Genomic DNA, 26,613 nt, shown 5'->3' with positions numbered 1-26,613 from the left:
GACCAGAACAAGGCTTGGTCCGAGGCGTTTGCATTCACAGCTTTTTTGCTCGATGAGCAGGGCGTGAGCAGGCGCTCCAAATAGGGCAGGGCAAAGGCATGCAAGCGTGCGCTATGCCACTTCTCTTTTTTCCCTTCCACAGCAGGGCTGCCACTCGTCTACTCTTTCCCTATGCTCGCCGGCCGCATCATGGCCTCTGACCTGGGGGCGCAATGCAGATCTCCACGCCTGTCAGCGGCCCCTGGTTGCAGCCGCCCCGAAGAAAGCCATGAGAACCGAATCTCGAGCGGAACTGATCGCAAAGATCGCGCACGTGACCCAAATGCCTGTCGCTGACGTGGAGCGCGCTTTCTGCTCCACCTGGGACGAGCTTTATGCAAGTGCGAAGATCCACGACTACCTGCCTTTGTTCGTCGCAAAGAGGGTCACCGAGGACTTGCTCAAGGTAAAGAAGGGCCAAGTCTAGCGAGCGCGTGTGCGAAAGCGGAAGCATGCCGGCATGCCCGCTTGTCTCAGGTCCCCCACCCTATTCGCTTCGGACGCCGCCACGCAGCGCGCAGCTATCGACGCGCGCCACCCTTTCGTTGACCATTCCCGCAATGATGGCCTCGCTTCGTTGCGTGCGAACACCTCCGGCACGGGCAACAGCTGGATGCCGGCCTTCTTTCCGTTGGCGCGCGCGTGACTACCGGGGCAAGCTGGCCGGTGTAATGCGGAACGCACGTGGGGGGGCTAAAGGAACTAGGCGGCTGGGAAACGCGGTTGGGAAACGATGGAGATCGTTGCAAGACTTGGTGCGCCCGGCTGGGATCGAACCAGCAACCCCTGCCTTCGGAGGGCAGTACTGGTATCTCCAGCCTCCAGCAAGAAAAAACGACGATCCCTGTCGACCCTCGACCACGTCAACTTGAGCAGCTCCGACTTGCGCGCCCCAGTGTTCAATGCGAGCCGAATGAAACACGGCAGATGAGGCCTCCTCGCGTGCAATTCCGCAGCATCCACAAGGCTAGTCGCCTCATCCCGCGTTATCCATCGAACACGCCCCTCGGAAGAGTCAAGGCCCAAGCGTTGCACCGGGTTGGCCAACTCAGGCCTATCGTGCTCCAGACGAACGAAATTAATGGCAGCAGAGAAAAAGCGCAACTCACGCCCGATGGTGGATTCCTTCACCCCCTCGGATTGCCTAAGAGCGATATACGACCGCACATCTACGCGACGCAGATCGGCAACCGATCTACCCCCGAAGTAGGGTTGTAACCGCTGTAGCGAATAATGATCCCGCTGTTTGCTGCGGTGATTCGACCCCGACAGATAAATCCCAACTACATCCTCGAAAATCATCGACCCGACACCTTGTGTTTTTGAATCGATTGTAGCGAAACAAAAGACCGCTAGAATGCCTCGAAAAGAGGAACGATCATGGGAATCTACGACCGGGACTGGTGGCGCGAGCGTTATAACAAGCAAACCAAGACCAGCGAAGACGCTGCCAAGCGCGCCATCTACAATCCCCGAGAGTTTCGCGGAGAGAAAACACGCAGGGCCGCCACATCAAAGCCCGCTAAGCCTCTCGTGAATCCACCAGATCTACCGGGTTCCGGCTGGCACTGGTCGATTAAGGTTGTCTTTCTTGGATGGTGCGCAATGCTGCTCTACCTTGCCGCAAAGTTAGCAATGGGAATGCGCCTGTAGAACCGATCTGAACGCAAGGACGCTACAGGCTCTCAGAGCAACGCCCGCAGGTCACGACCTCCGTGGGAATAGGCCTTCGGCCCGGCTTGCATGGAAGAGGGGCTACAGCGGCCCCGCAAGCGTCAAAGATGGTTGTGCAGATAGATGACCATACAGACGCCCACCCAAACGAGCGCGATCACAGCGAGCGGGTCTTTCATCAACGTTTCCTCAGCAGTTGCGTGCGAAGCAGCTTGGCGAATACCTCGTTCTTCGTCATGTCCTTGTACCGCAGGTAATCGTTCAACGCATCCACCAGCTCAACCGGAAGTTCAACCGTGACCGGCACCAAGCCAGCCCGCGCCCGTTGCGCAGCCTTGCGCTCCGCTGCCGTCATCGCCTGCCCCGTCGAAGGCCGACCCCGCCCGCGCTTCGGCAGGTCCACGAGTTCAGCCGTCACCTTGTCATCCGTGTCTTTCATCGCCCCCCCCAATCAGGAGTCTTAATTATCGTGACAAGTCACGCTAATTGCAATGGGCTTCACCCGGTCAACCGCCCTCTACCCTCCGCATCCTCCTCAAGCACCGGGAACAGCGCCGCCCGCCCCTCGCTCCGCTACGGGTCGCACGTCGCTGCCCCCAGCGCTCTCCTCTTCTTTGTACGGATCGAACGGCGGATTGCGAAGCCAATCCCGGCACTGCATCTCATCCAGCCCCGCATCGCGGCCCTGCTGGTTGTAGCACTTGCAGCCCCGCTTGTTGCAGGCCCCGCCGACGACCCGCGGCATCGCCTTCACCTGGCGCAAATCAGCATAGGCCGGGGCCGACTCCGGACGACCCGGCACCAAGGGCGTGAACGACGCAAGATACTCGCCACCGTCCGCGACCGTGCTTGGCTTCACAGGTGGCGGCACAGAAGGCCCACCAGACGGACCAGACGGCCCCTTGGCGGCCTCGATCTGTGCTGACGCTGCCTCTGGATGCACCTTGGCGGAAATCGAACCATAGACGCGCCAGATGGCGACAACGCCAATCAGCAGCATGACGATGAACATCACCATCACCGGCGGCAAGGTGTACTTGCGCTTGATGTGCAAGCTCGCCGACTTGTACAGGCCAAAGCTGGCTTTGGGCAACGCCCACTTCTTTTTGATCGGCGCAGTAGCAAACGAATCAGGATTGCCGCACTCCGGCCATTCGTAGTACCACCGACCGAGCAGGCCCACATCACGCAGATGGATATGCTGCCCCACCAGCTTGCGAATGTGCGAATCCAGAAAGGTCGGATTCTGCGTCATCAGCAAGAACGTAACCCCGGTATGCCGCACCGTCTCGAACGCCGCCACATGGTCCGGCACCTTGGCCCCATTCGACCGCACCCGGAAAATCCGCTGAGCTTCATCCAGCACGATCAGCGCATTCTCGGGGAAGGTGAAGTACGGAAGCTCGTTCTTGTCCGGATCCTCCGGGTCGATCCGCATCTCGGTCCAATCCGAGATAGGCGGCGTGGGAATGTAGGGCAACTTGAGCTCAGGAATCCCAAGCTGGAAGAGCGGACGCCCCTTCGCCACCGCCTCCTGCATCAACTGCACCGCCAAGGCGGTCTTGCCCCCGCCCGGTGTCGCCGTGATCAGCGTAATGGGTTGCGTGCCTGCACTCATCCTGTCACCCCGAGTTTCTTCATCGTCATCATCGACACGCGTGCTGTGACCCCACCCGCGAGGATGGACATTGCCGTGAAAATCCCGCCCCGCGCCAAGATCGCCGCCGCGCTGGCAGGCATTCCGCCGAGACTGCTTTTCGCAGCCGATAGCGCCGCCGACACCGCGAGATCAAGCCCTAGATACGTGATCAGTCCAATGCCGAGCGCCACCAGCACCTGACGTGCAAGAGGCCCAGCCAATGCCATCAGAAACGCGCCCATTAGTCCCCCTTCCGCCCGACACCGAGCGCGATCAGTACTGCACCAACCCAAGCCATCCCGATGATGATGGGCCGGAACATATCAGCCCCATCGCAAGCTGGCTTGAACGAGTAAGCGACCGTGGTACCGCCGTTGCGAAGCGTGGTGGTCAGGTCTGCCGGACACGCCATCGTGTCGGCACCCCAGCCGCCATCAGGCGTGATCGAAATCGTCTTGCTGTTCTTGCCGAGGTCGGGACCGGTCGGCACGTCACCAAGCTCCATGCACCCGAGCCACTTCTCGTGCCCCAAGCACGGGTCATCCGCCTTCTGCGGCTGCGCTGCCACCCCGGAAGCGTCCTTCGCCGGCTCCCCTGTGGCCGGGTCCACCTCCTGCTTGGCTACCTGCAAATCCGCTGTCTTGCCATCACTGTTGGGCGTCACATAGCCCACGTCCTGGAAGGTCTTGCCGGTGACCGGGTCGTAGTACGGATTCGACAGCGGAACGATTTGCCGCTTAGTGTCGACCATGGGCGAATCGAGCGGCAACGACACGTTACCCTTCATGATTTCCATCGCCAGCGCATCAGTCATCGCCGAGGCCGCCGCCTGCCAATCAGCATCCACTGCAGGAAGGGTCTGCGCCGGCTTCAAGCAGGTGCCGTTCGCCTGCAACACATAGCCGGAGGCACACCCGGGTTGCTTGTTGAAGCGCACCCCAGTGATACGGTTGCCGTTCGCGTTAAACAGCCCAATCACGAAGGTGGTGCTAGAGCTTTCATCCACCACGTAGCTCTTCGCGCTGTACAACGGCATGACCTTGACAGCGGCGTCCTCGATGCTGGAAGCATGCATCTGAAGCCCGGTGGTGAACCAGTCCCAGCCCTCGGTCGGGGTCTGCGCAGGCTGCGAGGTATGGCACCAGTCCCAGGCCCCCGTCGCACACTTCTGCAAGCCGTACTGCGCCGCCCAGGACAGCACCACGGAGGTGGCGAGACCCGCAGGATTGATGCGCAGGGCGCCCACCGCAATCTGCCCCGCGTTCGAAGCCATGCGCCACGTTGCAGGCACCGTCACCGCCTTGCCCGCCACCTGCGTGGTCAGCCTACCAGCAGCAGGAACCGCATACGCCCTCCTATTTATCGTGACACGTCACGGTTATTCCCTACAGGGTTTTCAAAATGATTACTGCCGGGAGCACCGGCAGTAGAAACCCGACCCACAGCCAGAAATCAGTGGCTAACATGCTTCCCCCACATCGGCCTCGAAGAGGCCACGGTGATATCAATCGGCTGCTCGGCACCCTGCCCGCTCAGCAAACAACGGATGCCTTCGATAGCCGACTCCGAACTCGGAGCGTTGACTTCAAACTTGCGCTGACCACCGGCACGCATCGTCGCGAAGATCACGTACACAAACCACTCCATCACAGTCCCCTACGAAGCACCGTCACACCCCACGCAAGCACCATCGCCGCCACCACGCCCCAACCGACCGTCATGCCGTCCTTGAAATTCTCCAGCGGGTCGCACGCCGGAAACGTCATGGTTGGCAATACCGCATCCGTCAGCGTCGCAACCTCCCCAGCACTATTGACCTGATACCGCCGCAACTTCCACACGCCCGCGTCTTTGACAAACGCCGAGAGGTACGACGTACCTCCCGGAGTCTGCGAGGGCGCTGCCCCGCTGTAGTACGCGTCCGCCGCCGCATCTGGCGAGGCGTAGCACATCGCACCGAGTAGCGCCCCGGCCATCGCTCAGACGCCCTTGCGCATGTACTTGAAAGCCGCGATCGCGATGATGATCACCAGACCCAGACCAGCGACCGTCAGCGCGTCTGCCTTGCCGTCCGACATGGCCGAGGACACCTCGGGCGGCACCGTTGCCATTGCTTGACCAGCAGCCAGCGACAGGGCGGCCAGAGCCGAGAGCTTTGCCTTCTTACCGAACTTGAACATGATTGACCCCTTATGTGAGGGTTGGAAAACCCGCCCGGTTGTTCAGGCCGAGCAGGAAGAAACTGGTGTTACTGCACTGCCCGCAGCACGTTGGTGTACTTGATCCACATGCCCTGCTTGCCTTGGATGCGCTGGCGGAAGCCCGACACCTTCACCACCTGACGCACCATCTCGCCTTTTTGGCCGATGCGCTTTTCCGAGTACACGTGCACGAAGCCAGGGGACGAGAATTCATCCTCCGCAGGCAGCGCAATGGCCGTGTCAAAGCCGCCGTTCTCCAGCGCCGTTACCTCTTCCACACGGCCCGCGATGATCGCTTGGCACGTACCCGATTCGACTGCTTGACTCATGATGTAACCCCCTGGAAATAACTACCCGGAAAGAACGTGCCAGCGCCCTTCAGGACGAACGGCACCATGCGCTTCGGTGCGCCCTCGCGCCGAAGCAAAGAAATGATTTGCTCTGCAGTGAATTTCGCCAGCACAAGCTGATTGATGAAGCGCCCGTAGGCATCCCGCCCGCAGTCCGCCAGCTTTTCCGCCACGATGGCCGCGCCCTTAGCAATCGTCTTGACCATGCGCGGGACGGTAGCCAAGACAGTGGAGAAAAAAGGCGCAGCACCGACGAAGTACGCATCGGTATCGACCAGCGCGTCATAAGGAATCACTCGGTCCCGATTTCCCCACTGCACTTCCATGCGCAGCCACGGCGACTCAGGATCGCCAAGCTGCTTGCCCTTCTCGTAACAGCGAATCAGCTTGCCGTTCTTGGCCTTGCCGATATAGAGCGTGCGCCCCCTGCCCTGATGCTCCAGCCAGTCGCCTGCCTGATCGTAGCTAGGCCGCGACGACTGGCGCTGAAACATCCCCGCTTGGTAGGCGTCCCAGCAATCCATCACGCCGAGCGCTTCGGTGTCGAACGCAATATCCAGTCGCGTGATGGTGGCCTGTACCGACTGCAGCACGATGCGCAGATTCTCCCGGTCGAGGCGATCCTCGTTGAGCTTGAGCGCGTTGCAGCCCGTGCCAGTGACCTGCAGGAAAGCCATGTTGGCTTGCCGCTCTCTGCCGCCCCATGCCAGCACCGCGACGCGCTGCCACTCGCCGCCGACCTGATACAGCACGTCCTCGGACTCTGCGAAGCCGAACAGCCCCTTGCCCTCTTGCCGCATGAAGCGGAAACCGTCGCAGAAAATCATGTCGCGCACCCACACCGGGTCCCCTTCCGCGCCCTTCATTTCCCACGAAGCGTGCAGCCAGTCGATCTTTGTTTTAAAACAATCGATACCCTCGGCAAGTTCAAGTTCCCCCCGTGTTACAGGACGGGGGGAAGAACCCGGGGCCGACGCAAGCGCAGCCGCAACAGCGCCAGCAATAGGCGAGACGAGAATCTCGCCCGTCTCCATGTCGACAACCGCATCCAGAACAGGACCGAGACTCTTCGCCATCACGCACCCCTCCGGACGTCCACGATGGCCGAGGCGATGCCGGTAGCGATCCATGCCGGTAGCGATCCACAGCCCCACCCACGCACCCACAGCGGCGGCTGCACCCACGCCCGCTGCAACAGCTAGAAACAACCCTGCTTGCGCCATTCGTTTACCCCTTGCGGTTTACGAACTATGATTCCGTTCGGCTTAAGGCCAATCGACCTTAGGCCAATCGGCCTAATTAGGACCGAAGGTTAGGCCATTCGGCCTAGGCGCGCAAATAGGGGATAGCTATGAGTTACCGTGAATTGATTGAAATGGCACTGCATGGCCGAAGCGTGAACCAAGCCGCCAAGGACTTGGGCATGCAACAGACCACGCTCAACCGCTACGCCCGAGGCGACCGCCTACCCGATTACGACGACGCTCTGCGCCTGGCGCATGAGGCAGGAATTGGAGAGGCGGAAGCATTCCAGATCCTCGCGGCCGAAGCTGCTCGGAAAAAGCAGACGAAGAGTGCAGTTGTGCTAAGGCACGCCGGCGCTGTCGCAGCTACGGTAGTGATGACTGTGTCGGGGGTGATGGGCGGTGCCGCTGATGCGAAGGCACAGCAAGTGGTGCGCCCGGCTGGGATCGAACCAGCAACCCCTGCCTTCGGAGGGCAGTACTCTATCCATTGAGCTACGGGCGCACAGGGTATGACGGGGTACGACATAGGCAGCGCGCGAGTGCCGCTGCCGGAAAGTCGCATAGCATACCGTGTTTGGCGAGAGACGTCCACGCCGGGCTGAAAAGTGCGGCTAGATGACGTCTCTTGCAAGCCGCTTTTGCCTCCATGCGGTAGATCTTTGAGGCTATAATCGCGAGTTATTTGTGTAAAAACGGGGCTGCGCAACGTCCACATCAGGTCCGGGGATGATGGTGCCGCGCCCTGCTGGCTGGCCCGTTTCGGGGCAGTTGGCACCGGATAATAGTCCGATGCGCGCAATTGGCCAGGAGGAATTGGCCACCGAGCAAGCGGCCACATAAGCAGCCGATCGCGAGCGGCCACAGGTTTCCTGCAAAATTGAGAGTTGAGTATGAGCGACGTCCACAACGCACAAGACGAACACGAGTCTCCCATCAAGACCCCCAAGCAGCTGATCGCTGTGGTGATTGCCGCCTTCCTGGTGCCAATCATCGTGATCATCCTGCTGGTCAACTTTGTCGGACACGGTGCCAAGGAAGGTGCGGGTTCCACCGCTAGCGCGGAATCCGTCAATGACCGCATCAAGCCGGTCGCCTCGCTCGAATTGAAGGACCCGAACGCACCGCGCGTCTACAAGACCGGCGAGCAGGTCTATAAGGAAGTCTGTGCCGCCTGCCACGCCACCGGTGCTGCCGGCGCGCCCAAGTACAACACCGCCGGTGACTGGGCTCCGCGCATCGGCCAGGGCTTTGCCGGCCTGCTGAACTCCGTGCTGCACGGCAAGGGCGCCATGCAGGCCCGCGCCGGCACTACCGCCGACGACTACAGCGATTACGAACTCGGCCGCGCCGTGGTCTACATGGCGGACGCCGGTGGCGCCAAGTTCCCGGAACCCGCCGCGCCTGCCGCTGCTCCGGCTACGGCTGCCGCTTCGGACGCCACCGCGGCGCCTGCCGCAGCCGCTGCCCCGGCCGCTCCCGCAGCTGCCCCCGCGGCCGCTGCCGCACCGGCTGCTGCAGCCGCCGCGCCGGCTTCCGCCGAAGTGGGCAAGAAAGTCTACGAACAAGTCTGCGCCGCCTGCCACGCGGCTGGTGTTGCCGGTGCGCCGAAGTTCGGCGACAAGGCTGCCTGGGCACCGCGCCTGAAGGAAGGCATGGACGCCGTGCACGCCTTCGCCCTGAAGGGCAAGGGCGTGATGCCGCCGAAGGGTGGCTACGCCGGCCCCGACGCCGACGTGATGGCCGCGGTGGACTACATGGCCAACGCTTCGAAGTAAGCGCAAGCCGCTCTCAACAAAAAGCCCACGGCATGCCGTGCACGGCATGCCGTGGGCTTTTTGCTTTCCGGTCACTGCGTTGCCTGTAGCTTAAACCACCCGAGAGTAGCGCTGCGGCATCGGCAAGGGCGTACCTACATCAGCGCTGCGCGTGGCAAGCGCCCGAGCGGGGTCACCTCGATGCGGCCGGGCTCGCAGCGCACCAGCCCGTCTTCGGCCAGCCGCGCCAGTTCCGCAAGTTCGGTGGCAAAGTGCGCCGCGAAATCGATGCGGTGGCGCGCTTCGACCGCCGCGACATCCAGCACGCCATTGCACATCAGGGCGCCAATGACATCGCGCCGCAAGTGATCTTCATCGCGCATGGCGAAGCCGCGCATCACCGGCAGCACGCCGGCGTCGAGGCCACGGTAGTAGTCATCGAGCGTGCGGGCGTTCTGCACGTAGCGGCCCGCCACCGCGCCGATCGACGAGACGCCGAAGCCGAGCTGGTCATGGCCGGCGTGGGTGGAATAGCCCTGGAAGTTGCGCTGCAGCCGGCCCTCGCGCTGCGCCACGGCGAGCGCATCGTCCGGCAGCGCGAAGTGGTCCATGCCAATGTAGACGTAGCCGGCGGCGGTGAGCTGCCCGATGGTGCCGACCAGGATGTCGAGTTTTTCGGCGGCGGCCGGCAGCGCGCTTTCGTCGATGCGCCGCTGCGGTTTGAACACGTGCGGCAGGTGCGCGTAGCTGTACACCGAGAGCCGGTCCGGGCGCATCGCCAGCACCTGCTCCACGGTGGCGGCAAAGCGCGCCGTGGTCTGGTGCGGCAGGCCGTAGATCAGGTCCATGCTGACCGAGCGGAAACCCAGCCGGCGCGCGGCGTCGACCACGGCCTGCGTCTCGGCCAGCGATTGCACGCGGTGGATGGCGCGCTGGACCTCGGCGTCGAAATCCTGCACGCCCAGGCTGATGCGGTTGAAACCGAGTTCCGCCAGCAGCGCCATCTGCGCGTCGCCGATGCGGCGCGGGTCGATCTCGATCGAGTGCTCGCCCTCGGGCAGCAGGCGGAAGTGCTGGTGCAGCGCGCCCATCACGCGGCGCATCTCGGCTGGATCGAGGAAAGTCGGCGTGCCACCGCCCCAGTGCGACTGCACCACCTCGCGCCGCACGCCGAGCTGCTGCGCCACCAGCGCCATCTCGCGCGCCAGGTAGTCCACGTAGCGGGCGCTGCGGCGGTGGTCCTTGGTGATGATCTTGTTGCAGCCGCAGTAGTAGCAGATGTTCTCGCAGAACGGCACATGCACATACAGCGAGAGCGGCGCGGCGGCGTTGGTGGCGCAGTCGGCCAGTGCCTGCCGGTAGTCCTGCTCGCCGAAGCCGCCGTGAAAACGGTCGGCCGTCGGATACGAGGTGTAGCGCGGGCCGTTGATATCCATGCGGCCCGCCAGCGCGCGAAAGTCCGACAAGGCGTGCCGGTCCGGCGCTGCCGCAGCCCGTCGCACCGGCTGGCCGGTGCAGGCAGCGCCGCACTTGCCGGAGCAGGTGCGGGGTTGGCCCGGAACGACGATGGAGGTGGCGATGGAAGTGGCGATTGCGTTGGAGAACGCGGCGGGGGCAGTCGCAGCCATGGGGCGGCCTTTGTCGTGGATTCGATGGCCCATCGTAGGGCGCGCCGCTCGCGACTGCGTTGACCGGGGTCAAGCCGCGGCCCATGACATCGCAACGCGCCGCAGCCAGGCGTGCCGGGCGTCATGCCAGCGTCACCTGGAACAGGTAGGCTGCGCGGCGCTTTCCCCAATCACGCAATTCCTCTGCACCTGGCCACGCGGGTTCCCATGCATATTTCTTCCCTGAATGCCAACCCCGCGCGGCTGCCGCGCCGCCGGGTCCTGGCCGCACTTGGCAGCGCCATGCTGGCGCCCGCCTCCCTGCTGGCACAGGTGCCGCCACGGCGCCCGCTGGTGATCGGCCACCTGGTGGACCGGGGCGGCGCGCAAGCCGACCTGGCGCGCGACTACCTGGCGGGGGCCAAGGTGATGTTCGACGCGGCCAACGCCGGCGCGCGCGAACCGCGCGTGTTGCATGTGGTGCGCGAGGTCGACGCCGATCCGCGCGCGGCCACCGCGCAAGCGGTGTCGCTGGTCGACGGCGAGCGGGCTGAGTTGCTGTTCGGCCCGAGCGACGCCTTGCTGCCAGTGCTAGCCGCCTCGCCCGAGCTGGCCCGGCGCGGCGTGCAGATCGTGGCGCCGTTGTCCGGGCTGTCGCTCGCGGCGGATCACGTCTGGTACACGCGGGCCGACTACCGCACCGAGCTGGACGCGGCCATCCGGCAGTTGCGCAGCTATGGCCTCAAGCAGATGGTGCTGGCCGTGGCGCCGGATTTTGCGGCCGGCAGCCTGGCTAGCGGCACGCCCTGGCGGCGCCAGCTCGAGCAAGAGACGGGACTGCAGGCCCTCACGCTGGAAGCGGGAAAAGCCGGCGAGACTAGCGCGGTGGCGCAACGCATCGCCGCCGCGCGCCCGGCCGCGGTGATCGTGGCGGGCGATACGCTGGCCTATGCCAATCTCGGCCGCGCGCTGGCGGCGCGGGGCTGGTACGGCTTCCTGGTGGGCTTGTCGGCGGTCAATTCGCTGGCGGCGCGGGAGATCCTTGGCGCCGGCTACATCGGCGGCATCGTGTTGACGCAGATCGCCCCGGGGCCGCAGGACCTGACCTTGCGGGTGGTCAAGGAGCACGTGGGCCGGATGAAGCAGTTCCTGGACGAGCCCGCCTCGCCGGCCACGCTAGCCGGCTATATCGGCGCCGCCTGGCTGGTGCGCACGGCGTTGTCCGGGCCGCGCGGCGCTACGCCGGCGGACCTGCGGCGCGCGCTGCAGGCCCGCGTCGACCTGGGCGATTTCGTGCTGGATTTCACGCATGGCGCGCGCGGCTCGCAGTATGTGCAGCTCGCGGCGATGGGCGGCGGCACGGCGCGGTGAGCGCCGGCGCCGGCACCTGGGCGCGACCTGGGCGCGCGCCACTCAGGCGCGCGGCAGCACGATGCGCACCCGCAGGCCGCCCTCCGGCCGGTTGGCCAGGCTGAGCTCGCCACCGTGGCGCGAGACGATATCCGAGGCGATCGACAGGCCCATGCCGACCCCGCCGGTGGCACGGTTGCGCGAGGATTCGAGCCGGTAGAACGGCTCCAGCACACGCGCCATTTCCTCCGGCGCAATGCCGGGGCCGTTGTCGCTCACATCGATCACCACCCGCTCGGCGCTGTCGGCCAGTTCGATATGCGCGCTGCCGCCGTAGCGGTGCGCGTTCTCGACCAGGTTGACCACCGCCCGGCGCAGTTCGGCCGGATAGGCCAGCAGCGGCTCGGCGTCGCCGGACAGGGTGACGTCCTGGCCGATCTCGGTGGCATCGTCCACCACAGCCTGCAGCAAGGCATGCACATCCACCCGCTGGCGCGGCGCGGCGGCGCCGTCGCGCTCACGCAGGTAATACAGGGTGGCATCGATCAGCCCGTTCATCTCCGCCAGGTCCTGGCGCAGGCGATAGCGGACCTGGTTGTCGTCCACGCCTTCGATGCGCAGGCTCATGCGGGTGAGCGGCGTGCGCAGGTCGTGCGACACAGCGGCCAGGAAGCGCGATTGCTGCGCCAGTTGCGTGCGGATGCGTTGCTGCATGTGGTTGAAGGCCTTGGCCGCCGCGCGGGCCTCGACCGGGCCGCCGTCCTCGTCCAGCGGCGAGGCATGCACGTCCTGGGCGAGCCGGCCGGCGCTGCTGGCCAGACGCTGCACTGGCCTGGCCAGCAGGCGCGCGCCCACCCACGACGCGGCCACGATGGCGGCGAGCTGGAACAGCAGCCCCAGGCGGGGCGGCCCGAAACCATTGGTGCGGCGCTGGCGGCGTGGCGGCGCGGGTGCGCCGGCGTGAGCATTGTCCGCGCGCGCCCCGGTATCCGGTGGCGGCGGCGGCTCGCCCCGCTGCCCCTCTTCGCCCGGCGGTGGCGGCGGTGGCTCGTCGCCGGGGACGAAGGTGAACCCGGTATGCCCCGGGCGCGGGAACACGCTCTCGATGACCGTGACGCCGAGCAGGTGCACGGCCAGCATGATCGCGGCCATCACCAGGAACAGCCGGATGAACATGGAGTCGTGGCGGGCCACCCAGCCCGCGCGCTCAGGCTTCGACGGCGCCGGTGAAGACATAGCCCTCGCCTCGCACGGTACGGATCAGTGTTGGGTCGCGCGGATCGTCGCGCAGCTTCTGGCGCAGGCGCGAGACCAGCAGGTCGATGCTGCGGTTGAGGCGCCAGCTGCCGAAGCGCAACTCGTGGCCACCCACCGCTGCCGGGCGCTTCACGCCGCCACCCCGGGTGCGGCGCAGCACGGTGTGGATGCGCGCCACCAGTTCGCGCATCTCGAAGGGCTTGGTGACATAGTCGTCGGCGCCCACCTCCAGCCCGACTACGCGGTCGGCCAGTTCGGTGCGCGCGGTGAGCATGATCACCGGGAGGTCTCCGTGCTCGCGGATCTCGCGGCATAGCGCCAGGCCGTTTTCGCCGCGCAGCGAGAGGTCGAGCACCACCAGGTCGTAGTCGCGCGTGGCCATGGCGGCGCGCATGGCGGCGCCACCCTCGGCGCCGTCGGCTTCCATGCCAAAGGTGGCGAGGTATTCGGCCAGCATGGAGCGGATCTGCGGATCGTCGTCGACGATCAGCAAATGAAGAGGCGAGGCGGGAGAATGGTCCATCGGGTTTCGTCGTGCTTTGCAGCGGTTCGCCGCGTCGTTCGCGGCAGGTTTGTGCACCGGCATGCCGGTATTGCAGCGGATTTGGGCGAATTGGAGCGGCCCCGCAAGCGGCCACCGCCAGGGATTCACTCTACCAGCCCGGCGTGGCGGCCTGATAGGCAAGGTGTGGCCGCTTTGTACCGGGCCTGATACAAAACAGCGCGCCCGGGAGCCGGCTTTGTACCGCATTGCTTCCGCGCGCTGACCAAGCGCTCAAGCAACAGGGGGCGAGCCTTTCTAAGATGTCATGTCGTTATCCCGCCGCTTTTGCGCCTGCCAGTCCCTGACCGGCAGGCCACGGCAGCCCGGCGCCCCCGCTATGCTTGAAGCCATCGGCATCACGTCGGCAATCCCGGGCCTCTCCCCGCATGACCTCCATGGAGAATCCTTGTGAACCAGCCCCAAGCCTTGCTGCCCCGCATCCGCTCCCTGCTGTCCCTCGCCGTGCTGTGTGGCGCGTGCGCCTTGACGCTGCCGGCGCACGCGCTGCAGACCGGCGCACCGGCCGCTGCCGGCCCCGGCCAGCCAGCGGCACCCTTATCGCTGCGCGAAGCGCTGGCGCTCTCGCCTGCCCAGGCCACCCTCTGGCAGGCTGCCCGAGCCGCGGCGCGCGAGGCTCGAGCGCACGCCCTGGAACTGCGAGCGCGCTTTATCCGCGAGGGCGGCGGCCCCGATTGGCCGGATTGGCCGGAGGGGCCAGAGTCGTCGCTGCGCGCCCGCGCGGAGCGGGAAGACCACCTGCACGATGCGCTCGACAAGGACCGCCGCGCCGCGCGCGATCGCTGGCTCGCGTTTGAAGAGAGCCTGGATGCCGGCCAGCGCGAGCGCCTGCGCGACATGCCGGAGGATCGCTTGCCGGGTTCGCGGCCGAGCCCCTTCGGCCCGGGTCCCCACCCGTTCCCGGGCGCGATGGCAGGCTCCATGCCGGGCCACGGACCGGCGCCCATGCCCTGCGCCTTCGGCGCGAGCGGCCCGTTCGGCGTACCCGGTGCTGCGGGACTTCGCCGGCAAGGAGCGCCAGATGGCCAATAAGCCCCTCGCCTACGCAGGCCCGATAGCGGCCGATGACGGCCGCCGCCGCTTCCTCGGCGGTGTACTGGGGGGATCCCTCGGCACCGGGTTGATGGGGTTGGCGGGCGATGCCGCCGCGCGACCAGCCGCCTGCCTGCTCACGCCGGCCCTGACCGAGGGTCCGTTCTATATCGACCAGGCGCTGCTGCGCCGCGATATCCGCGATGGCCGGCCGGGCCAGTTGCTGCAGCTGAGGCTGGTCGTGGTGGACACCGACCGTGGCTGCGCGCCCGTGGATGGCGCGCTGGCCAGCATCTGGCATTGCGATGCCGGCGGCAGCTACAGCGGCTACGACCAGGGCAGCATGCCGCCGCCGCCTGCGGGCGGCCCAGGACAGGGACGGGGACCGGGCGCTGGCCCGGACGGCGGTGGCATGCACGCCGTGCCCGCCAGCGCCGCCCGCTTCCTGCGCGGCGTGCAGCCTACCGGCCCCGATGGCGCCACGCAGTTCCTCACCATCTACCCGGGCTGGTATGCGCCACGCGCGGTGCATATCCACCTGAAGATCCACCTGGGCAAGACCGAGGTGCTGACCACACAGCTGTTCTTCGACGATGCCCTCAGCCGCGAGGTGCATCTCCAGCACGCCGCGTATCGGGCCCGGGGTGCTTCGCCGGTGCAAAACGCGCAGGACGGCATTGCCGGCGCGCGCCCCAACCTGCTGCGGGTACGCCGCCTGCGGGATGCGGACGGCACGCTGGAAGGCGAGTTCACCCTGGGCATCGCGCGTGCCTGACAGCCACGGGGTCTGGCGGTATCCAAAAAAAACGCCCCCGGACTAAAGTGCGGAGGCGCTGAACAGGGAAGAAGTCGGGCGTGATGCCCGGCCACGCCGCTCCGAAGGGACGGAATGGCGCGGCGCCCGGTCCAGTAAGTCGGGCCAGGCGCTGGCCATGTTAGACAGACATCGCGCGGGGGTCATGTCTCGCTTGTAGGCTTATGTATCGACTTTGTACGATTGGCACCGGAATGGGGCATCAAGGCCATGCCGGCGCCGGTCATGCCGGCGTCTTGCCTGGCGTGCCGGGCGTTCCCAGCAAGGCCTTGAGCCCGGCCAGGCGGTCCTTGGGACTCATGGCTGGCGTCTCGTCCTTGATCGCGGGCGCCTCCTCGAGCTTCATCTCGCCGATAAAGCGCGAGGGCTCGCAGGAGTAGGTATCGCGGGCGCGCTTGCGCTTCTTGCACCAGCTGATGTGCAGGCTGCGCTGGGCGCGCGTGATACCCACATACATCAGGCGGCGCTCTTCCTCGATCTTCTCGTCGCTCATGTCTTCGTCTTCGCGGCAATGGGGCAGGATGCCCTCCTCCACGCCGACCAGGAACACGTGCGGGTATTCCAGCCCCTTGGAGGCGTGCAGCGTCGACAGGCGCACCGCATCCGGATCTTCCTCGCGGCCTTCGAGCATGCTCATCAGGGCTACGGTCTGGGTCAGCTCCAGCAGGTTCTTGCCTTCGTCGCCAAAGCCATCGGCGGTGTCGAAGCCGGTAGCCTCTTCTCCCTCGCCCGTGGCTTCCGGCTTGGTGCCCTTGCGCTTGAGCCAGTCGAGGAATTCCAGCGTATTGGTCCAGCGCGACTGGGCCTGGCGCTCGTCGAAGGTGTCGTACAGATAGGCCTCGTAGTGGATGCCCTCCATCATGTCGTCGAGCACCTGGGTGGCCGGATCGCTGGCGGCGCGCCCGGCCAGGCGCACCATGGCCTCGCAGAACACGCGCAGCGGCTCCAGCTGGCGCGGCTGCAGCTTGCCCTCGATGCCGCCCATCATGGCGGCCTCGAACAGCGAGACCTTGGCCTGGCCGGCGAAGGTGCCCAGCACTTCCAGCGTGGTGTTGCCCACGCCCCGCTTGGGCGTGGTGATGGCGCGGATGAAGGCGGGGTCGTCGTCCGGGTTGGCGATCAGGCGCAGGTAGGCGCAGATGTCCTTGATCTCGGCCTTGTCGAAGAAGCTCTGCCCGCCCGACAGCACATAGGGAATGCGCTCCCGGCGCAGGATCTGCTCGAACAGGCGCGCCTGGTGGTTGCCGCGGTACAGGATGGCGTAGTCGCGGAACTGCGCACGCCGCTCGAACTTGTGCGCCGACAGGCGGAACACCACGGATTCCGCCTCGTGCTCCTCATCGTTCATCGGGTTGATGGCAATGGGGTCGCCCATGCCGTGCTCGCTCCACAGCTTCTTGTCGAACAGCTTGGGATTGTTGGAGATGACGGCGTTGGCCGCTTCCAGGATGCGCACGGTGGAGCGGTAGTTCTGCTCCAGCTTGACCACCTTGAGGTCGGGGAAATCGGTCTGCAGCAGCTTCAGGTTGTCCAGCGTGGCGCCGCGCCAGCCGTAGATGGCCTGGTCGTCGTCGCCCACCGCGGTAAAGGCCGGCGCGCGCAGGTGCGAGCCGCCGGCGAGCTGCTTGAGCAACTGGTACTGGCAGGCGTTGGTGTCCTGGTATTCGTCCACCAGGAAGTAGCGCAGCCGGTTCTGCCAGCGCATGCGCACCTCTTCGTTGCGCGCGAACAGCTCGGCCGGCAGGCGGATCAGGTCGTCGAAGTCCACCGCCTGATAGGCGTGCAGCGTCGCCACGTAGTTGCGGTAGATCAGCGCCGCCTGGTGATCGTCGGGATTCTCGGCCTGGGCGATGGCGGTCTCGGGATCGACCATGCCGTTCTTCCACAGCGAGATGGTGCTCTGCACGCTGCGGATCAGCTTCTTGTCGGTGCTGGCGAGTTGCTCCTGCACCATGCCGAAGCAATCGTCCGAGTCCATGATGGAAAAGCGCGGCTTCAGGCCCACGTGCTCCGCCTCGGCGCGCAGGATCTGCACGCCCAGCGAGTGGAAGGTGCTCACCGTGATCTGCTTGATGGGGATGCGCTTGCCCTCGCGCGTGGTCTTGCCCTCCATCAGCTTGGCGATCCGCTCCTGCATCTCCTTGGCGGCCTTGTTGGTAAAGGTCACCGCGGCGATGTGCTTGGGCTGGAAGCCCTTGTCCTCGATCAGGTGCGCGATCTTCTGCGTGATCACCCGGGTCTTGCCCGAGCCGGCGCCGGCGAGTACCAGGCAGGGGCCGTCGAGGTAGCGAACGGCTTCGGATTGGGCGGGATTGAGTCCGTGGGTCATGCAAGAGGGGGGGGGTGACGGATGCGCAACGCGGCGTGCGCGATTGCTGGGCGGAGGCTGGATGTTAACACGCGGCCATGCCCCAGCCCCAAGCACTAAGTGGCCATCACGGAACCGGTAACACTTCGTAAGGCCGGGAGCCGCAAGCCTTCTGCCCCGTCTAATTTCTATGCCCGGCAGGAGTGTGCCCGGTGCCGGATGCACTTCACGATACGTTGGAGGGAATCATGAACACCCTGCATTCCTTGAGCAAGGCGGTCCTGGTCGGTATCGCGGTAGCGAGCTTGGCGGGATGCGCCGATATGACGCCAAAGCAGCGCAACACGGCGATCGGTGCCGGCGTCGGCGCAGTAGGCGGTGCCGTGCTGACTGGCGGTGACGCGCTAGGCACCCTGGGCGGCGCCGCGGTAGGCGGTGTGATCGGTAACGTCACGACCGACAATCATCGCAGGCGCTAGTGCGCAGCAGCAGGACGGCGGCGCCAGCCGGATGCGTTGACAAAGCCAGGACGCTCCCGTAAATTGCGCGCATCCGACCGGGAGAGCGCGCAGATCTTGCGCCGCCGAAGGGGTATCACCCGAAAACTCTCAGGCACCATGGACTGGTCGGATCGGCTTGCAACATGCACACGATGCACGCCGTACTCTGGAGAGCGGCACCCGCCATTGCGGAATCAATGGTGAGCGTGCCCACCGAAGGGGCGCGCAAGGCCTGGGTCCTGGTTTAGACAGGGCCGCCTTGTAATCTCTCAGGTATCGAGGACAGAGGGGTCATCCGCCGCAGCGGATCTGGCAGCGCTATGGCGCGCCGAATCCTGCGGCGGATGGCCCTTTTTTCGTTTTCGAACCGAGATTAGCCTTCCCCCGAGGATTCCATGACGCTCCAGGCCACGCCCCTCAACGCCATCCACCGCGCTCTCGGCGCCCGCATGGTCGACTTTGGCGGCTGGGACATGCCGGTCAACTACGGCTCCCAGATCGAGGAACACCACGCCGTGCGCAGCGATGCCGGCATGTTCGACGTCTCCCACATGTGTGTGGTCGATCTCAACGGCGAGCATGTGCGTGGCTTCCTGCGCGGCCTGCTGGCCAACAATGTGGACAAGCTGCAAACGCCGGGCAAGGCGCTGTACTCCTGCATGCTCGACGAAAAGGGCGGCGTCATCGACGACCTGATCGTCTACTTCTTCGCAGAGGATCACTTCCGCCTGGTGGTCAACGCTGGCACCGCCAACAACGATATCGAATGGATCGCCGCACGCAACGCCGCCACCAATAGCGGCGTGCGCATCACGCCGCGCCGCCACGACAACGCGCCCGATGGCGTGGTCCCGCTGGCCATCGTCGCCGTGCAGGGCCCGAACGCCCGCGCCAAGGTGTGGAGTGCGTTTCCCGCGACCCAGCTCAGCGAAGCCCTGAAGCCGTTCAACGCCGTGGTGGTGCAGGATCCCGCGCTTGGCGAAGTGATGGTGGCACGCACCGGCTATACCGGCGAAGACGGTTTCGAGCTGGTGGTGCCGGCCGAAAACGTGGCCGGCCTGTGGGAAAAGCTGATCGCCGAGGGCGTGCGCCCGGCTGGCCTGGGCGCGCGCGACACGCTGCGCCTGGAGGCCGGCATGAACCTGTATGGCCAGGACATGGATATCCACACCTCGCCGCTCAATGCGGGCCTGGGCTGGACCGTGGACCTGCAGAGCGAGCGGGACTTCACCGGCAAGGCGGCACTGGCCGCCGGCGGCAAGACCCAGCAGTTCGTCGGCCTGATCCTGCGTGACAAGGGCGGCGTGCTGCGCGCCCACCAGAAGGTGATCACCCCCGCCGGCGAGGGCGAAATCACCAGCGGCACCTTCAGCCCCTCGCTCAGCCAATCCATCGCATTTGCCCGCCTGCCGCTCGACGTTGCACCCGGCGCCGAGGTGCTGGTCGAGATCCGCGACCGCAAACTCGCCGCGACTGTGGTTAAACTGCCGTTTGTGCGCAATGGCAAGGCACTCGTGAGCTGAACGCTCGCACCCGGTCACAGCGCGCCCGCCGGCGGTTACCCATCGATCATCATGTATCGGAACCTCCGCCCGGCTGGCGCTGAATAACAAATTGAATCTGGAGCAATCCCATGAATTTCCCCGCCGACCTGAAATACACCGAGTCCCATGAGTGGGTGCGCGTCGAAGCCGACGGCACCCTGACCATCGGCATCACCGACCACGCGCAGGACGCGCTGGGCGACATCGTCTTCCTGGAACTGCCGGAAGTGGGCAAGTCGGTCGGTGCCGGCGACGCGCTGGCCGTGGTGGAGTCGGTCAAGGCCGCATCCGACATCTACGCCCCGGTGGCAGGCGAAGTGATCGCCATCAACGACGCCGCCGCCGCCGCGCCGGAAAGCGTCAATGCCGACGCCTTCGACGCCTGGCTGTTCAAGCTCAAGCCGGCCAACAGCGACGACGTGAACGGCCTGATGTCGGCTGACGCCTATAAGGCCAACGTCGGCGCGTAATGCCCTGCGCCATTCCCGCCACGTGCGGGAGTGGCGCGCAAAGATTGACGCGAAGCGCACCGGGCCGACCACCCGCCGCACCGCCCCACGAGATTCTTGCCATGAACGCTCCCCTGCCCATGACTGCCGCCCAAGTTGCCCGGCCCACGCTGGCCGAACTGGAGGCGCGCGACGCCTTCGCCTCCCGCCATATCGGCCCCGATGCCGCCGAGCAACAACATATGCTCAAGGTGCTCGGCTATGACAGCCGCGCCGCGCTGATCGACGCCGTCATTCCCGACGCCATCCGCCGCCGCGACGGCATGCTGCTGGGCGAGTTCACCGCGCCGCTGACCGAAGAAGCCGCGCTGGCCAAGCTGCGTGGACTGGCCAACAAGAACCGCGTGCTCAAGAGCTTTATCGGCCAGGGCTACTACAACACCCTGACCCCGGGCGTGGTGCTGCGCAACATCTTCGAAAACCCGGCCTGGTACACCGCCTACACGCCTTACCAGCCCGAGATTTCCCAAGGCCGCCTGGAAGCCATGCTGAACTTCCAGCAGATGGTGACCGACCTGACGGGCCTGGACATCGCCAACGCGTCGATGCTGGATGAAGGCACCGCCGCCGCCGAAGCGATGACGCTGCTGCAGCGCGTCAACAAGCACGCCTCCACCACCTTCTTTGTGGCCGACGACGTGTTGCCGCAAACGCTGGAAGTGGTACGCACCCGCGCCCTGCCGCTGGGCATCGACGTCAAGGTCGGCCCTGCCGCGCAAGCCGCTGGCGCCCATGCCTTCGGCGTGCTGCTGCAGTACCCGGGCGTGAACGGCGATGTGGCCGACTACCGCGCCATCGCCGATGCCGTGCACGCTGCCGGCGGCCTGGTGGTGGCTGCCGCGGACCTGCTGGCGCTGACCCTGATCGCCGCGCCTGGAGAATGGGGCGCCGACGTGGCGGTGGGCAACTCGCAACGCTTTGGCGTGCCGCTCGGTTTCGGCGGCCCGCACGCCGGCTATATGGCGGTCAAGGATGCCTTCAAGCGCTCCATGCCCGGCCGCCTGGTGGGCGTGACCATCGACGCGCAAGGCAACAAGGCCTATCGCCTGGCCCTGCAGACACGCGAGCAGCATATCCGCCGCGAGAAGGCCACCTCGAACATCTGCACGGCGCAGGTCCTGCTGGCCGTGATGGCCTCGATGTACGCCGTGTACCACGGTCCGCAAGGCCTCAAGCGCATCGCCCAGCGCGTGCACCGCCTGACCGCCACGCTGGCCGGCGGCCTGGAGCGGCTGGGCTACGCGCGCACCAATGCCACCTATTTCGACACGCTAACGCTGGAAACCGGCTTCAACACGGAAGCCATCCACGCCTCGGCCACCGCGCGGGGCATCAACCTGCGCCACGCCGGCGCCACCCGCATCGGCATCTCGCTGGACGAGACCGCCTCGCGCGAGGACGTCGTCGCCCTGCTGGAGATCTTCGCGCACGGCAAGCCGGTGCCTGATTTCGACACGCTGGAAGCCGCCGCGCAAGACGCGTTCCCGGCGGGCCTGGCGCGCCAGAGCGCCTACCTGACCCATCCGGTGTTCAACACGCACCACGCCGAGCACGAAATGCTGCGCTACCTGCGCATGCTGGCCGACAAGGACCTGGCGCTGGACCGCACCATGATCCCGCTGGGCTCGTGCACCATGAAGCTCAACGCCACCAGCGAAATGATCCCGGTGACGTGGCCCGAATTCAGCAAGATCCACCCGTTCGCGCCGCTCGACCAGACCGTGGGTTACCGCGAGATGATCGACCAGCTCGAAGCCATGCTGTGCGCCGCGACCGGCTACGCCGCGGTGAGCCTGCAGCCCAACGCCGGCTCGCAAGGCGAGTACGCCGGCCTGCTGATCATCCATGCGTACCACGCCAGCCGTGGCGAAAGCCATCGCGACATCTGCCTGATCCCCTCCTCCGCGCACGGCACCAACCCGGCCTCGGCACAGATGGCCGGCATGAAGGTGGTGGTGGTGGCCTGTGACGAGAACGGCAACGTCGACCTGGAAGACCTGGCGAAGAAGGCGGAGCAGCACAGCAAGAACCTCGCCGCCATCATGATCACCTACCCGTCCACGCATGGCGTGTTCGAGCAGGGCGTGCAGCAGATCTGCGAGATCGTGCACCGGCACGGCGGCCAGGTCTACGTGGACGGCGCCAACATGAACGCCATGGTCGGCACTGCCGCGCCGGGCCAGTTCGGCGGCGACGTGTCCCACCTGAACCTGCACAAGACCTTCTGCATCCCCCACGGCGGCGGCGGCCCGGGCGTTGGCCCGGTGGCGGTCGGCGCGCACCTGGCGGACTTCCTGCCCAACCAGGACAGCGTGGGCTATCGCCGCGACGACCAGGGCATCGGCGGCGTGTCCGCCGCGCCGTTCGGCTCGGCCAGCATCCTGCCGATCTCGTGGATGTACATCGCCATGATGGGCTCGGCCGGCCTGACCGCCGCCACCGAGAACGCCATCCTGGCCGCCAACTACGTGGCCCGCCGCCTGTCCCCGCACTTCCCCGTGCTCTACACCGGCCAGCACGGCCTGGTGGCGCACGAGTGCATCCTGGACGTGCGCGCGCTGCAGAAGACCACCGGCATCTCCAACGAGGATGTGGCCAAGCGCTTGATGGACTACGGCTTCCACGCCCCCACCATGAGCTTCCCGGTGCCGGGCACGCTGATGATCGAGCCGACCGAGAGCGAGGCGCTGCACGAGCTGGACCGCTTTATCGACGCGATGATCGCCATCCGCGCCGAGATCGCTCGCGTGGAAGACGGCAGCTTCGACCGCGAGGACAACCCGCTGAAGAACGCGCCGCACACCGCCGCGGTGATCACCGCCGACGTGTGGGAGCACAAGTACACGCGCCAGGAAGCCGCCTACCCGGTGGCCGCGCTGCGCACGCAGAAGTACTGGCCGCCGGTTGGCCGCGCGGACAACGTGTATGGCGACCGCAACCTGTTCTGCGCCTGCGTGCCGATGAGCGAGTACGCTGAAGAGTAAGCTGGCATGAGGCCGGGGCCGCCGCTCTTCGCGGCAACCCCGGCGTGTCGCCAACGCGCTATGCTCGGTGTGGATGCGCGGCCACCCGGCCGTGCCGGCAAACGGAGCACGCATGTGGAATCTCAGCGCCCCATGGTGGGAATTCGTCCTGCGCGGACTGATCGTCTACGGCAGCCTGCTGGTGCTGTTGCGGCTGTCCGGCAAGCGCCAGATCGGGCAGCTCACCTCGCTCGACCTGGTGCTGCTGCTAGTGCTGTCCAACGCCGTGCAGAACTCAATGAATGCCGGGGACAACTCCGTCACGGCCGGGTTGATCCTGGCGGTGACGCTGGTCGGCGCCAACCTTGTGCTGGCGTGGCTGAGCTGGCGCAGCCGGCGCTTCGAGAGCGTCGTCGAGGGGCGCCCTCAGATACTGATCCACGACGGCATGGTCTTCGGTGACGTGATGAAGCGTGCCTTCGTGACGCGCGACGACCTGCATAAGGCACTGCGCCATGCGGGCTGCGAACGTGTCGCCGATGTGCATTTCGCGATCCTCGAGAATGACGGCACCATCAGCGTGCTGGTAAAGAAAGACGTGCCGTCCGCGCCGCCCAATGCACCGGGCTCGCTTTGGCGCGCCCCCATCAATTACGACATGGACGCGCCGGTCTGATTCCGGCGCTAGCCTGCCCCAGGAGCCTACCGTGGCTGTCAGCGTCTTCGACCTGTTCAAGGTGGGTATCGGCCCATCGAGCTCGCACACCGTTGGTCCGATGCGCGCCGCGCTGATGTTCGCCCAGGGCCTGGCGCGCGACGGCCTGTTGCCACAGGTGGCCAGCGTGCGCGTGGAGCTGTACGGCTCGCTCGGCGCCACCGGCCGCGGCCACGGCACCGACAAGGGCGTAATACTCGGCTTGCTGGGCGAGGCCCCCGACACCGTCGACCCCGACGCCATCGACGTGCGGCTGGCCGCGCTGCGCGCCAGCCGCACGCTCTCGCTGCTGGGCACGCACCCGGTACCCTTCATCGAGAAAGAGCACATCGTCTTCTACCGCCGCGAGGCGATGGCCGAGCATCCCAACGGCATGAAATTCCACGCCTTCAATGCCGGCGGCGAGACGCTGCGCGAAGGCCGATCAACTGCCGCACCCCTTCCGCAGCGGACGCGCCATGCTGGAGATGGCCACCGCCAGCAAGAAGAGCATTGCGCGGCTCATGATGGAAAACGAATGCGTGTGGCGCAGCGAGGCCGAGGTCAACGCCGGCCTGCTGCAGATCTGGGCGGTGATGCAGGCCTGCGTGGCGCGCGGCTGCCGCACCGACGGCGAGCTGCCCGGCCCGTTCAAGGTCAAGCGCCGCGCCCACGACCTGTTCCGCAATCTCACCGAGCACGCCGAGCGCTCGCTGGCCGATCCGCTCTCGGTGATCGACTGGGTCAACCTGTATGCGATCGCCGTCAACGAGGAAAACGCGGCCGGCGGCCGTGTGGTCACCGCGCCTACCAATGGCGCCGCCGGCATCATCCCGGCCGTGCTGCATTACTACGACCGCTTCGTGCCCGGCGCCAACTCGCAAGGCGTGATCGACTTCCTGCTGACAGCCGGCGCCATCGGCATGCTCTACAAGCTCAATGCCTCGATCTCCGGCGCCGAAGTCGGCTGCCAGGGCGAGGTCGGCGTGGCCTGCTCGATGGCCGCCGGCGCGCTTGCCGCCGTGATGGGCGGTACGCCGGAGCAGGTCGAGAACGCAGCCGAGATCGGCATGGAGCACAATCTCGGGCTGACCTGCGACCCGGTCGGCGGGCTGGTGCAGATCCCCTGCATCGAGCGCAATGCCATGGCGTCGGTGAAAGCCGTCAATGCGGCGCGCATGGCCTTGCGCGGCGACGGCATGCACTATGTGTCGCTCGACTCCGTGATCAAGACCATGCGCGAGACCGGCGCCGACATGAAGACCAAGTACAAGGAAACGGCGCGCGGCGGGCTGGCGGTGAATATCGTGGAGTGCTGAAGCCGCCGCCACGGGCAAATCCGATCGCACGCTTTCTGCTAGGCTTGCCGGGCATCCACCCTCACTTACCTGGAGCCCGGCATGATCAAGGTCAGCTTTCTCTACCCGCACAGCAAAGGCGGCAAGTTCGACATGGATTACTACCTGCAGCGCCATGTGCCGCGCGCAGTCGAATTATTCGGCGTGCAACCCGGCTTCCGGGGCGTGGCCGTGGAACGCGGGCTGGGCGGCGGCGCGCCGGGCTCGGATCCGGCCTACACCGTGATGTTCCATTTCCTGTTCGAGTCGGTGCCGGACTTCGTGGCCGCCGCCAAGGCTGCCGGCAACGAGCTGCAGCTCGATATCCCCAACTACACCGATGCGGTGCCCGTGGTGCAGATCAGCGAGGTGCTGAAGATCGGCTGACGCGCACGCAAGCAGCGTTATCATGTGGCGTTCCCCAACCGGCGGCCACGAGCATGCAGACCTTCCATCAGCTATTTGACGAAACCTCGTCCACCTTCACCTACCTGCTGATCGATGCCGCCACGCGCCAGGCCCTGCTGATCGACCCGGTAGACCACCAGCTCGAGCGCGACCTGGCGCTGCTGCAGGCCAGCGGCGCCACACTCGCGTGGGTGGTCGAGACCCACGCCCATGCGGACCACATCACCTCTGCCGGCCATGTTGCACTGCAAACCGGCGCGCGCACCGCGGCCCCCTCGGGCTGCGACATCCGCCCCGCGGAAAAGCAGCTGATCGACGCCGACACGCTGCAGTTCGGCACGCAAACGCTGCGCGCCATCCATACGCCGGGGCACACCGCAGGCAGCATGAGCTACCTGTGGGAAGAAGCCACGCCCGCCGGCCCGGTGCGCCGCATCTTCACCGGCGATGCGCTGCTGATCGACGGCTGCGGCCGTACCGATTTCCAGTCCGGCGACGCCGGCACGCTGTACGACAGCCTCACGCAGAAACTCTTCGCCCTGCCCGACGACACCGTGGTCTATCCCGCCCACGACTACAAGGGCCGCACCGCATCCACGATCGGCTTCGAGCGCGCCAACAACAGCCGCGTAGCCGGCCGCACGCGTACCCAGTTCATCGAGATGATGGGCCAGTTGCAGCTGCCCAAACCGAAGATGCTCGATGTGGCGGTCCCCGCCAACCAGCGGCTCGGGCTGCGGGATGGCGAAAGCGTGCCGCACGGGGCGTGACGCGCGCGCTGGCTACCGGCCTTCGCATGCGCTTCAATTAAGAATGATTGATAG

27 protein-coding genes, 1 tRNA gene, 2 pseudogenes and 2 riboswitches are annotated in these 26,613 nt (G+C 65.9%); of the genes and pseudogenes, 15 read left to right on the top strand and 15 right to left on the bottom strand.

Going from position 1 to position 26,613, the window contains the following annotated elements:
* The first annotated feature begins 268 nt into the window (after positions 1–268).
* Positions 269–466, top strand: coding sequence for a DUF3562 domain-containing protein (locus tag OR16_RS07165; protein ID WP_006157293.1), 198 nt, complete (start codon positions 269–271; stop codon positions 464–466).
* Positions 467–741: 275 nt separating this feature from the next.
* Here OR16_RS07165 and OR16_RS07160 read toward each other — a convergent pair whose 3' ends face one another.
* Positions 742–1,341 carry a tyrosine-type recombinase/integrase gene (locus OR16_RS07160; RefSeq protein WP_006157292.1) on the bottom strand — a complete coding sequence of 200 codons (600 nt, stop codon included), beginning with the start codon at positions 1,339–1,341 and terminating at the stop codon, positions 742–744.
* Positions 1,342–1,419: 78 nt separating this feature from the next.
* On the opposite strand from OR16_RS07160, the gene OR16_RS43435 reads away from it, so the two are divergent.
* The gene (locus OR16_RS43435; protein ID WP_141639850.1) at positions 1,420–1,692 is read left to right on the top strand and encodes a hypothetical protein; all 273 of its coding nucleotides are present in this window, start codon (positions 1,420–1,422) and stop codon (positions 1,690–1,692) included.
* A 199-nt stretch (positions 1,693–1,891) separates the two neighbouring features.
* On the opposite strand, the gene OR16_RS07155 is transcribed toward OR16_RS43435, so the two are convergent.
* The 9 genes from OR16_RS07155 to OR16_RS07115 form a co-directional block, all read right to left on the bottom strand.
* Entirely contained in the window at positions 1,892–2,152 is a 261-nt protein-coding gene (locus OR16_RS07155) for a hypothetical protein (RefSeq protein WP_006157291.1), read from the bottom strand.
* A gap of 96 nt (positions 2,153–2,248) precedes the next feature.
* Positions 2,249–3,331 carry a zonular occludens toxin domain-containing protein gene (locus OR16_RS07150; protein ID WP_006157290.1) on the bottom strand — a complete coding sequence of 361 codons (1,083 nt, stop codon included), beginning with the start codon at positions 3,329–3,331 and terminating at the stop codon, positions 2,249–2,251.
* Positions 3,328–3,594, bottom strand: a complete 267-nt coding sequence (locus tag OR16_RS07145) for a DUF2523 family protein (RefSeq protein ID WP_006157289.1) — start codon at positions 3,592–3,594, stop codon at positions 3,328–3,330. Before OR16_RS07145 ends, OR16_RS07150 begins: the two co-directional genes overlap by 4 nt.
* Complete coding sequence (locus OR16_RS07140) at positions 3,594–4,625, bottom strand: virulence factor TspB C-terminal domain-related protein (RefSeq protein ID WP_006157288.1); 1,032 nt, start codon at positions 4,623–4,625, stop codon at positions 3,594–3,596. Before OR16_RS07140 ends, OR16_RS07145 begins: the two co-directional genes overlap by 1 nt.
* A gap of 179 nt (positions 4,626–4,804) precedes the next feature.
* Positions 4,805–4,987 (bottom strand): hypothetical protein, encoded by a 183-nt coding sequence (locus OR16_RS07135; protein ID WP_237716971.1) that lies wholly within the window; start codon positions 4,985–4,987, stop codon positions 4,805–4,807.
* 11 nt (positions 4,988–4,998) lie between these two features.
* Positions 4,999–5,328 (bottom strand): hypothetical protein, encoded by a 330-nt coding sequence (locus OR16_RS07130; protein ID WP_006157286.1) that lies wholly within the window; start codon positions 5,326–5,328, stop codon positions 4,999–5,001.
* Between the two features lie 3 nt (positions 5,329–5,331).
* Positions 5,332–5,532, bottom strand: a complete 201-nt coding sequence (locus tag OR16_RS07125) for a major capsid protein (protein ID WP_006157285.1) — start codon at positions 5,530–5,532, stop codon at positions 5,332–5,334.
* Between the two features lie 68 nt (positions 5,533–5,600).
* Positions 5,601–5,882 (bottom strand): hypothetical protein, encoded by a 282-nt coding sequence (locus tag OR16_RS07120; protein WP_006157284.1) that lies wholly within the window; start codon positions 5,880–5,882, stop codon positions 5,601–5,603.
* Positions 5,879–7,126 (bottom strand): replication initiation factor domain-containing protein, encoded by a 1,248-nt coding sequence (locus OR16_RS07115; RefSeq protein ID WP_081488708.1) that lies wholly within the window; start codon positions 7,124–7,126, stop codon positions 5,879–5,881. Before OR16_RS07115 ends, OR16_RS07120 begins: the two co-directional genes overlap by 4 nt.
* Positions 7,127–7,254: 128 nt before the next feature.
* Here OR16_RS07115 and OR16_RS48130 point away from each other — a divergent pair.
* Positions 7,255–7,404, top strand: a pseudogene (locus OR16_RS48130) (helix-turn-helix domain-containing protein); the annotation flags it as partial.
* 172 nt (positions 7,405–7,576) lie between these two features.
* Here OR16_RS48130 and OR16_RS07110 read toward each other — a convergent pair.
* A tRNA-Arg gene (locus tag OR16_RS07110) sits at positions 7,577–7,652 on the bottom strand.
* Between the two features lie 388 nt (positions 7,653–8,040).
* Between OR16_RS07110 and OR16_RS07105 the strand changes: the two genes are divergently transcribed.
* Complete coding sequence (locus tag OR16_RS07105) at positions 8,041–8,925, top strand: c-type cytochrome (protein WP_006157281.1); 885 nt, start codon at positions 8,041–8,043, stop codon at positions 8,923–8,925.
* 134 nt (positions 8,926–9,059) lie between these two features.
* Here OR16_RS07105 and hemN read toward each other — a convergent pair whose 3' ends face one another.
* Entirely contained in the window at positions 9,060–10,340 is a 1,281-nt protein-coding gene (gene hemN, locus OR16_RS07100; RefSeq protein WP_237716978.1) for an oxygen-independent coproporphyrinogen III oxidase, read from the bottom strand.
* Positions 10,341–10,739: 399 nt separating this feature from the next.
* Between hemN and OR16_RS07095 the strand changes: the two genes are divergently transcribed.
* Positions 10,740–11,882: an ABC transporter substrate-binding protein gene (locus tag OR16_RS07095; protein ID WP_006157279.1), complete on the top strand. Its 1,143-nt coding sequence runs from the start codon at positions 10,740–10,742 to the stop codon at positions 11,880–11,882.
* Between the two features lie 42 nt (positions 11,883–11,924).
* Here the strand turns inward: OR16_RS07095 and OR16_RS07090 are convergent, their stop codons facing one another.
* Both OR16_RS07090 and OR16_RS07085 read right to left on the bottom strand, forming a co-directional pair.
* On the bottom strand, positions 11,925–13,097 hold the full coding sequence (locus tag OR16_RS07090) for an ATP-binding protein (protein ID WP_006157278.1): 1,173 nt from the start codon (positions 13,095–13,097) through the stop codon (positions 11,925–11,927).
* Positions 13,069–13,641: a response regulator gene (locus tag OR16_RS07085; protein WP_043418806.1), complete on the bottom strand. Its 573-nt coding sequence runs from the start codon at positions 13,639–13,641 to the stop codon at positions 13,069–13,071. The genes OR16_RS07090 and OR16_RS07085 overlap by 29 nt, the downstream gene beginning before the upstream one ends.
* Positions 13,642–14,070: 429 nt before the next feature.
* On the opposite strand from OR16_RS07085, the gene OR16_RS07080 reads away from it, so the two are divergent.
* Positions 14,071–14,712 (top strand): hypothetical protein, encoded by a 642-nt coding sequence (locus tag OR16_RS07080; RefSeq protein ID WP_006157276.1) that lies wholly within the window; start codon positions 14,071–14,073, stop codon positions 14,710–14,712.
* On the top strand, positions 14,702–15,487 hold the full coding sequence (locus OR16_RS07075) for a protocatechuate 3,4-dioxygenase (RefSeq protein WP_043418842.1): 786 nt from the start codon (positions 14,702–14,704) through the stop codon (positions 15,485–15,487). The genes OR16_RS07080 and OR16_RS07075 overlap by 11 nt, the downstream gene beginning before the upstream one ends.
* A 262-nt stretch (positions 15,488–15,749) precedes the next feature.
* Here the strand turns inward: OR16_RS07075 and OR16_RS07070 are convergent, their stop codons facing one another.
* Entirely contained in the window at positions 15,750–17,855 is a 2,106-nt protein-coding gene (locus tag OR16_RS07070) for a UvrD-helicase domain-containing protein (protein ID WP_006157274.1), read from the bottom strand.
* Positions 17,856–18,082: 227 nt separating this feature from the next.
* Between OR16_RS07070 and OR16_RS07065 the strand changes: the two genes are divergently transcribed.
* The 8 genes and pseudogenes from OR16_RS07065 to OR16_RS07030 all read left to right on the top strand — a co-directional run bounded on the left by OR16_RS07065 (position 18,083) and on the right by OR16_RS07030 (position 26,559).
* Positions 18,083–18,313, top strand: a complete 231-nt coding sequence (locus OR16_RS07065; RefSeq protein WP_006157273.1) for a glycine zipper 2TM domain-containing protein — start codon at positions 18,083–18,085, stop codon at positions 18,311–18,313.
* Between the two features lie 68 nt (positions 18,314–18,381).
* Positions 18,382–18,469, top strand: a riboswitch (glycine riboswitch).
* 21 nt (positions 18,470–18,490) lie between these two features.
* A riboswitch (glycine riboswitch) is annotated at positions 18,491–18,630 on the top strand.
* Between the two features lie 99 nt (positions 18,631–18,729).
* Positions 18,730–19,857: a glycine cleavage system aminomethyltransferase GcvT gene (gene gcvT / locus OR16_RS07060; RefSeq protein ID WP_006157272.1), complete on the top strand. Its 1,128-nt coding sequence runs from the start codon at positions 18,730–18,732 to the stop codon at positions 19,855–19,857.
* Between the two features lie 110 nt (positions 19,858–19,967).
* Entirely contained in the window at positions 19,968–20,348 is a 381-nt protein-coding gene (gene gcvH, locus OR16_RS07055) for a glycine cleavage system protein GcvH (protein ID WP_006157271.1), read from the top strand.
* Between the two features lie 101 nt (positions 20,349–20,449).
* A complete protein-coding gene (gcvP, locus tag OR16_RS07050) occupies positions 20,450–23,371 on the top strand; it encodes an aminomethyl-transferring glycine dehydrogenase (protein WP_006157270.1) in 2,922 nt (973 codons plus the stop codon).
* Positions 23,372–23,483: 112 nt separating this feature from the next.
* Positions 23,484–24,026, top strand: a complete 543-nt coding sequence (locus OR16_RS07045) for a DUF421 domain-containing protein (RefSeq protein WP_006157269.1) — start codon at positions 23,484–23,486, stop codon at positions 24,024–24,026.
* Between the two features lie 31 nt (positions 24,027–24,057).
* Positions 24,058–25,363: pseudogene (locus OR16_RS07040) on the top strand (L-serine ammonia-lyase).
* A gap of 81 nt (positions 25,364–25,444) precedes the next feature.
* Positions 25,445–25,768, top strand: coding sequence for an EthD family reductase (locus OR16_RS07035; protein ID WP_006157266.1), 324 nt, complete (start codon positions 25,445–25,447; stop codon positions 25,766–25,768).
* 53 nt (positions 25,769–25,821) lie between these two features.
* The gene (locus tag OR16_RS07030; protein WP_006157265.1) at positions 25,822–26,559 is read left to right on the top strand and encodes an MBL fold metallo-hydrolase; all 738 of its coding nucleotides are present in this window, start codon (positions 25,822–25,824) and stop codon (positions 26,557–26,559) included.
* Positions 26,560–26,613: the final 54 nt, after the last annotated feature.

The organism is Cupriavidus basilensis OR16 (assembly GCF_000243095.1).
Lineage (GTDB): Bacteria > Pseudomonadota > Gammaproteobacteria > Burkholderiales > Burkholderiaceae > Cupriavidus > Cupriavidus basilensis_D.
The sequence above is the reverse complement of the archived record's forward strand: the minus strand, read 5'-3'. Positions and strand labels throughout refer to the sequence as shown.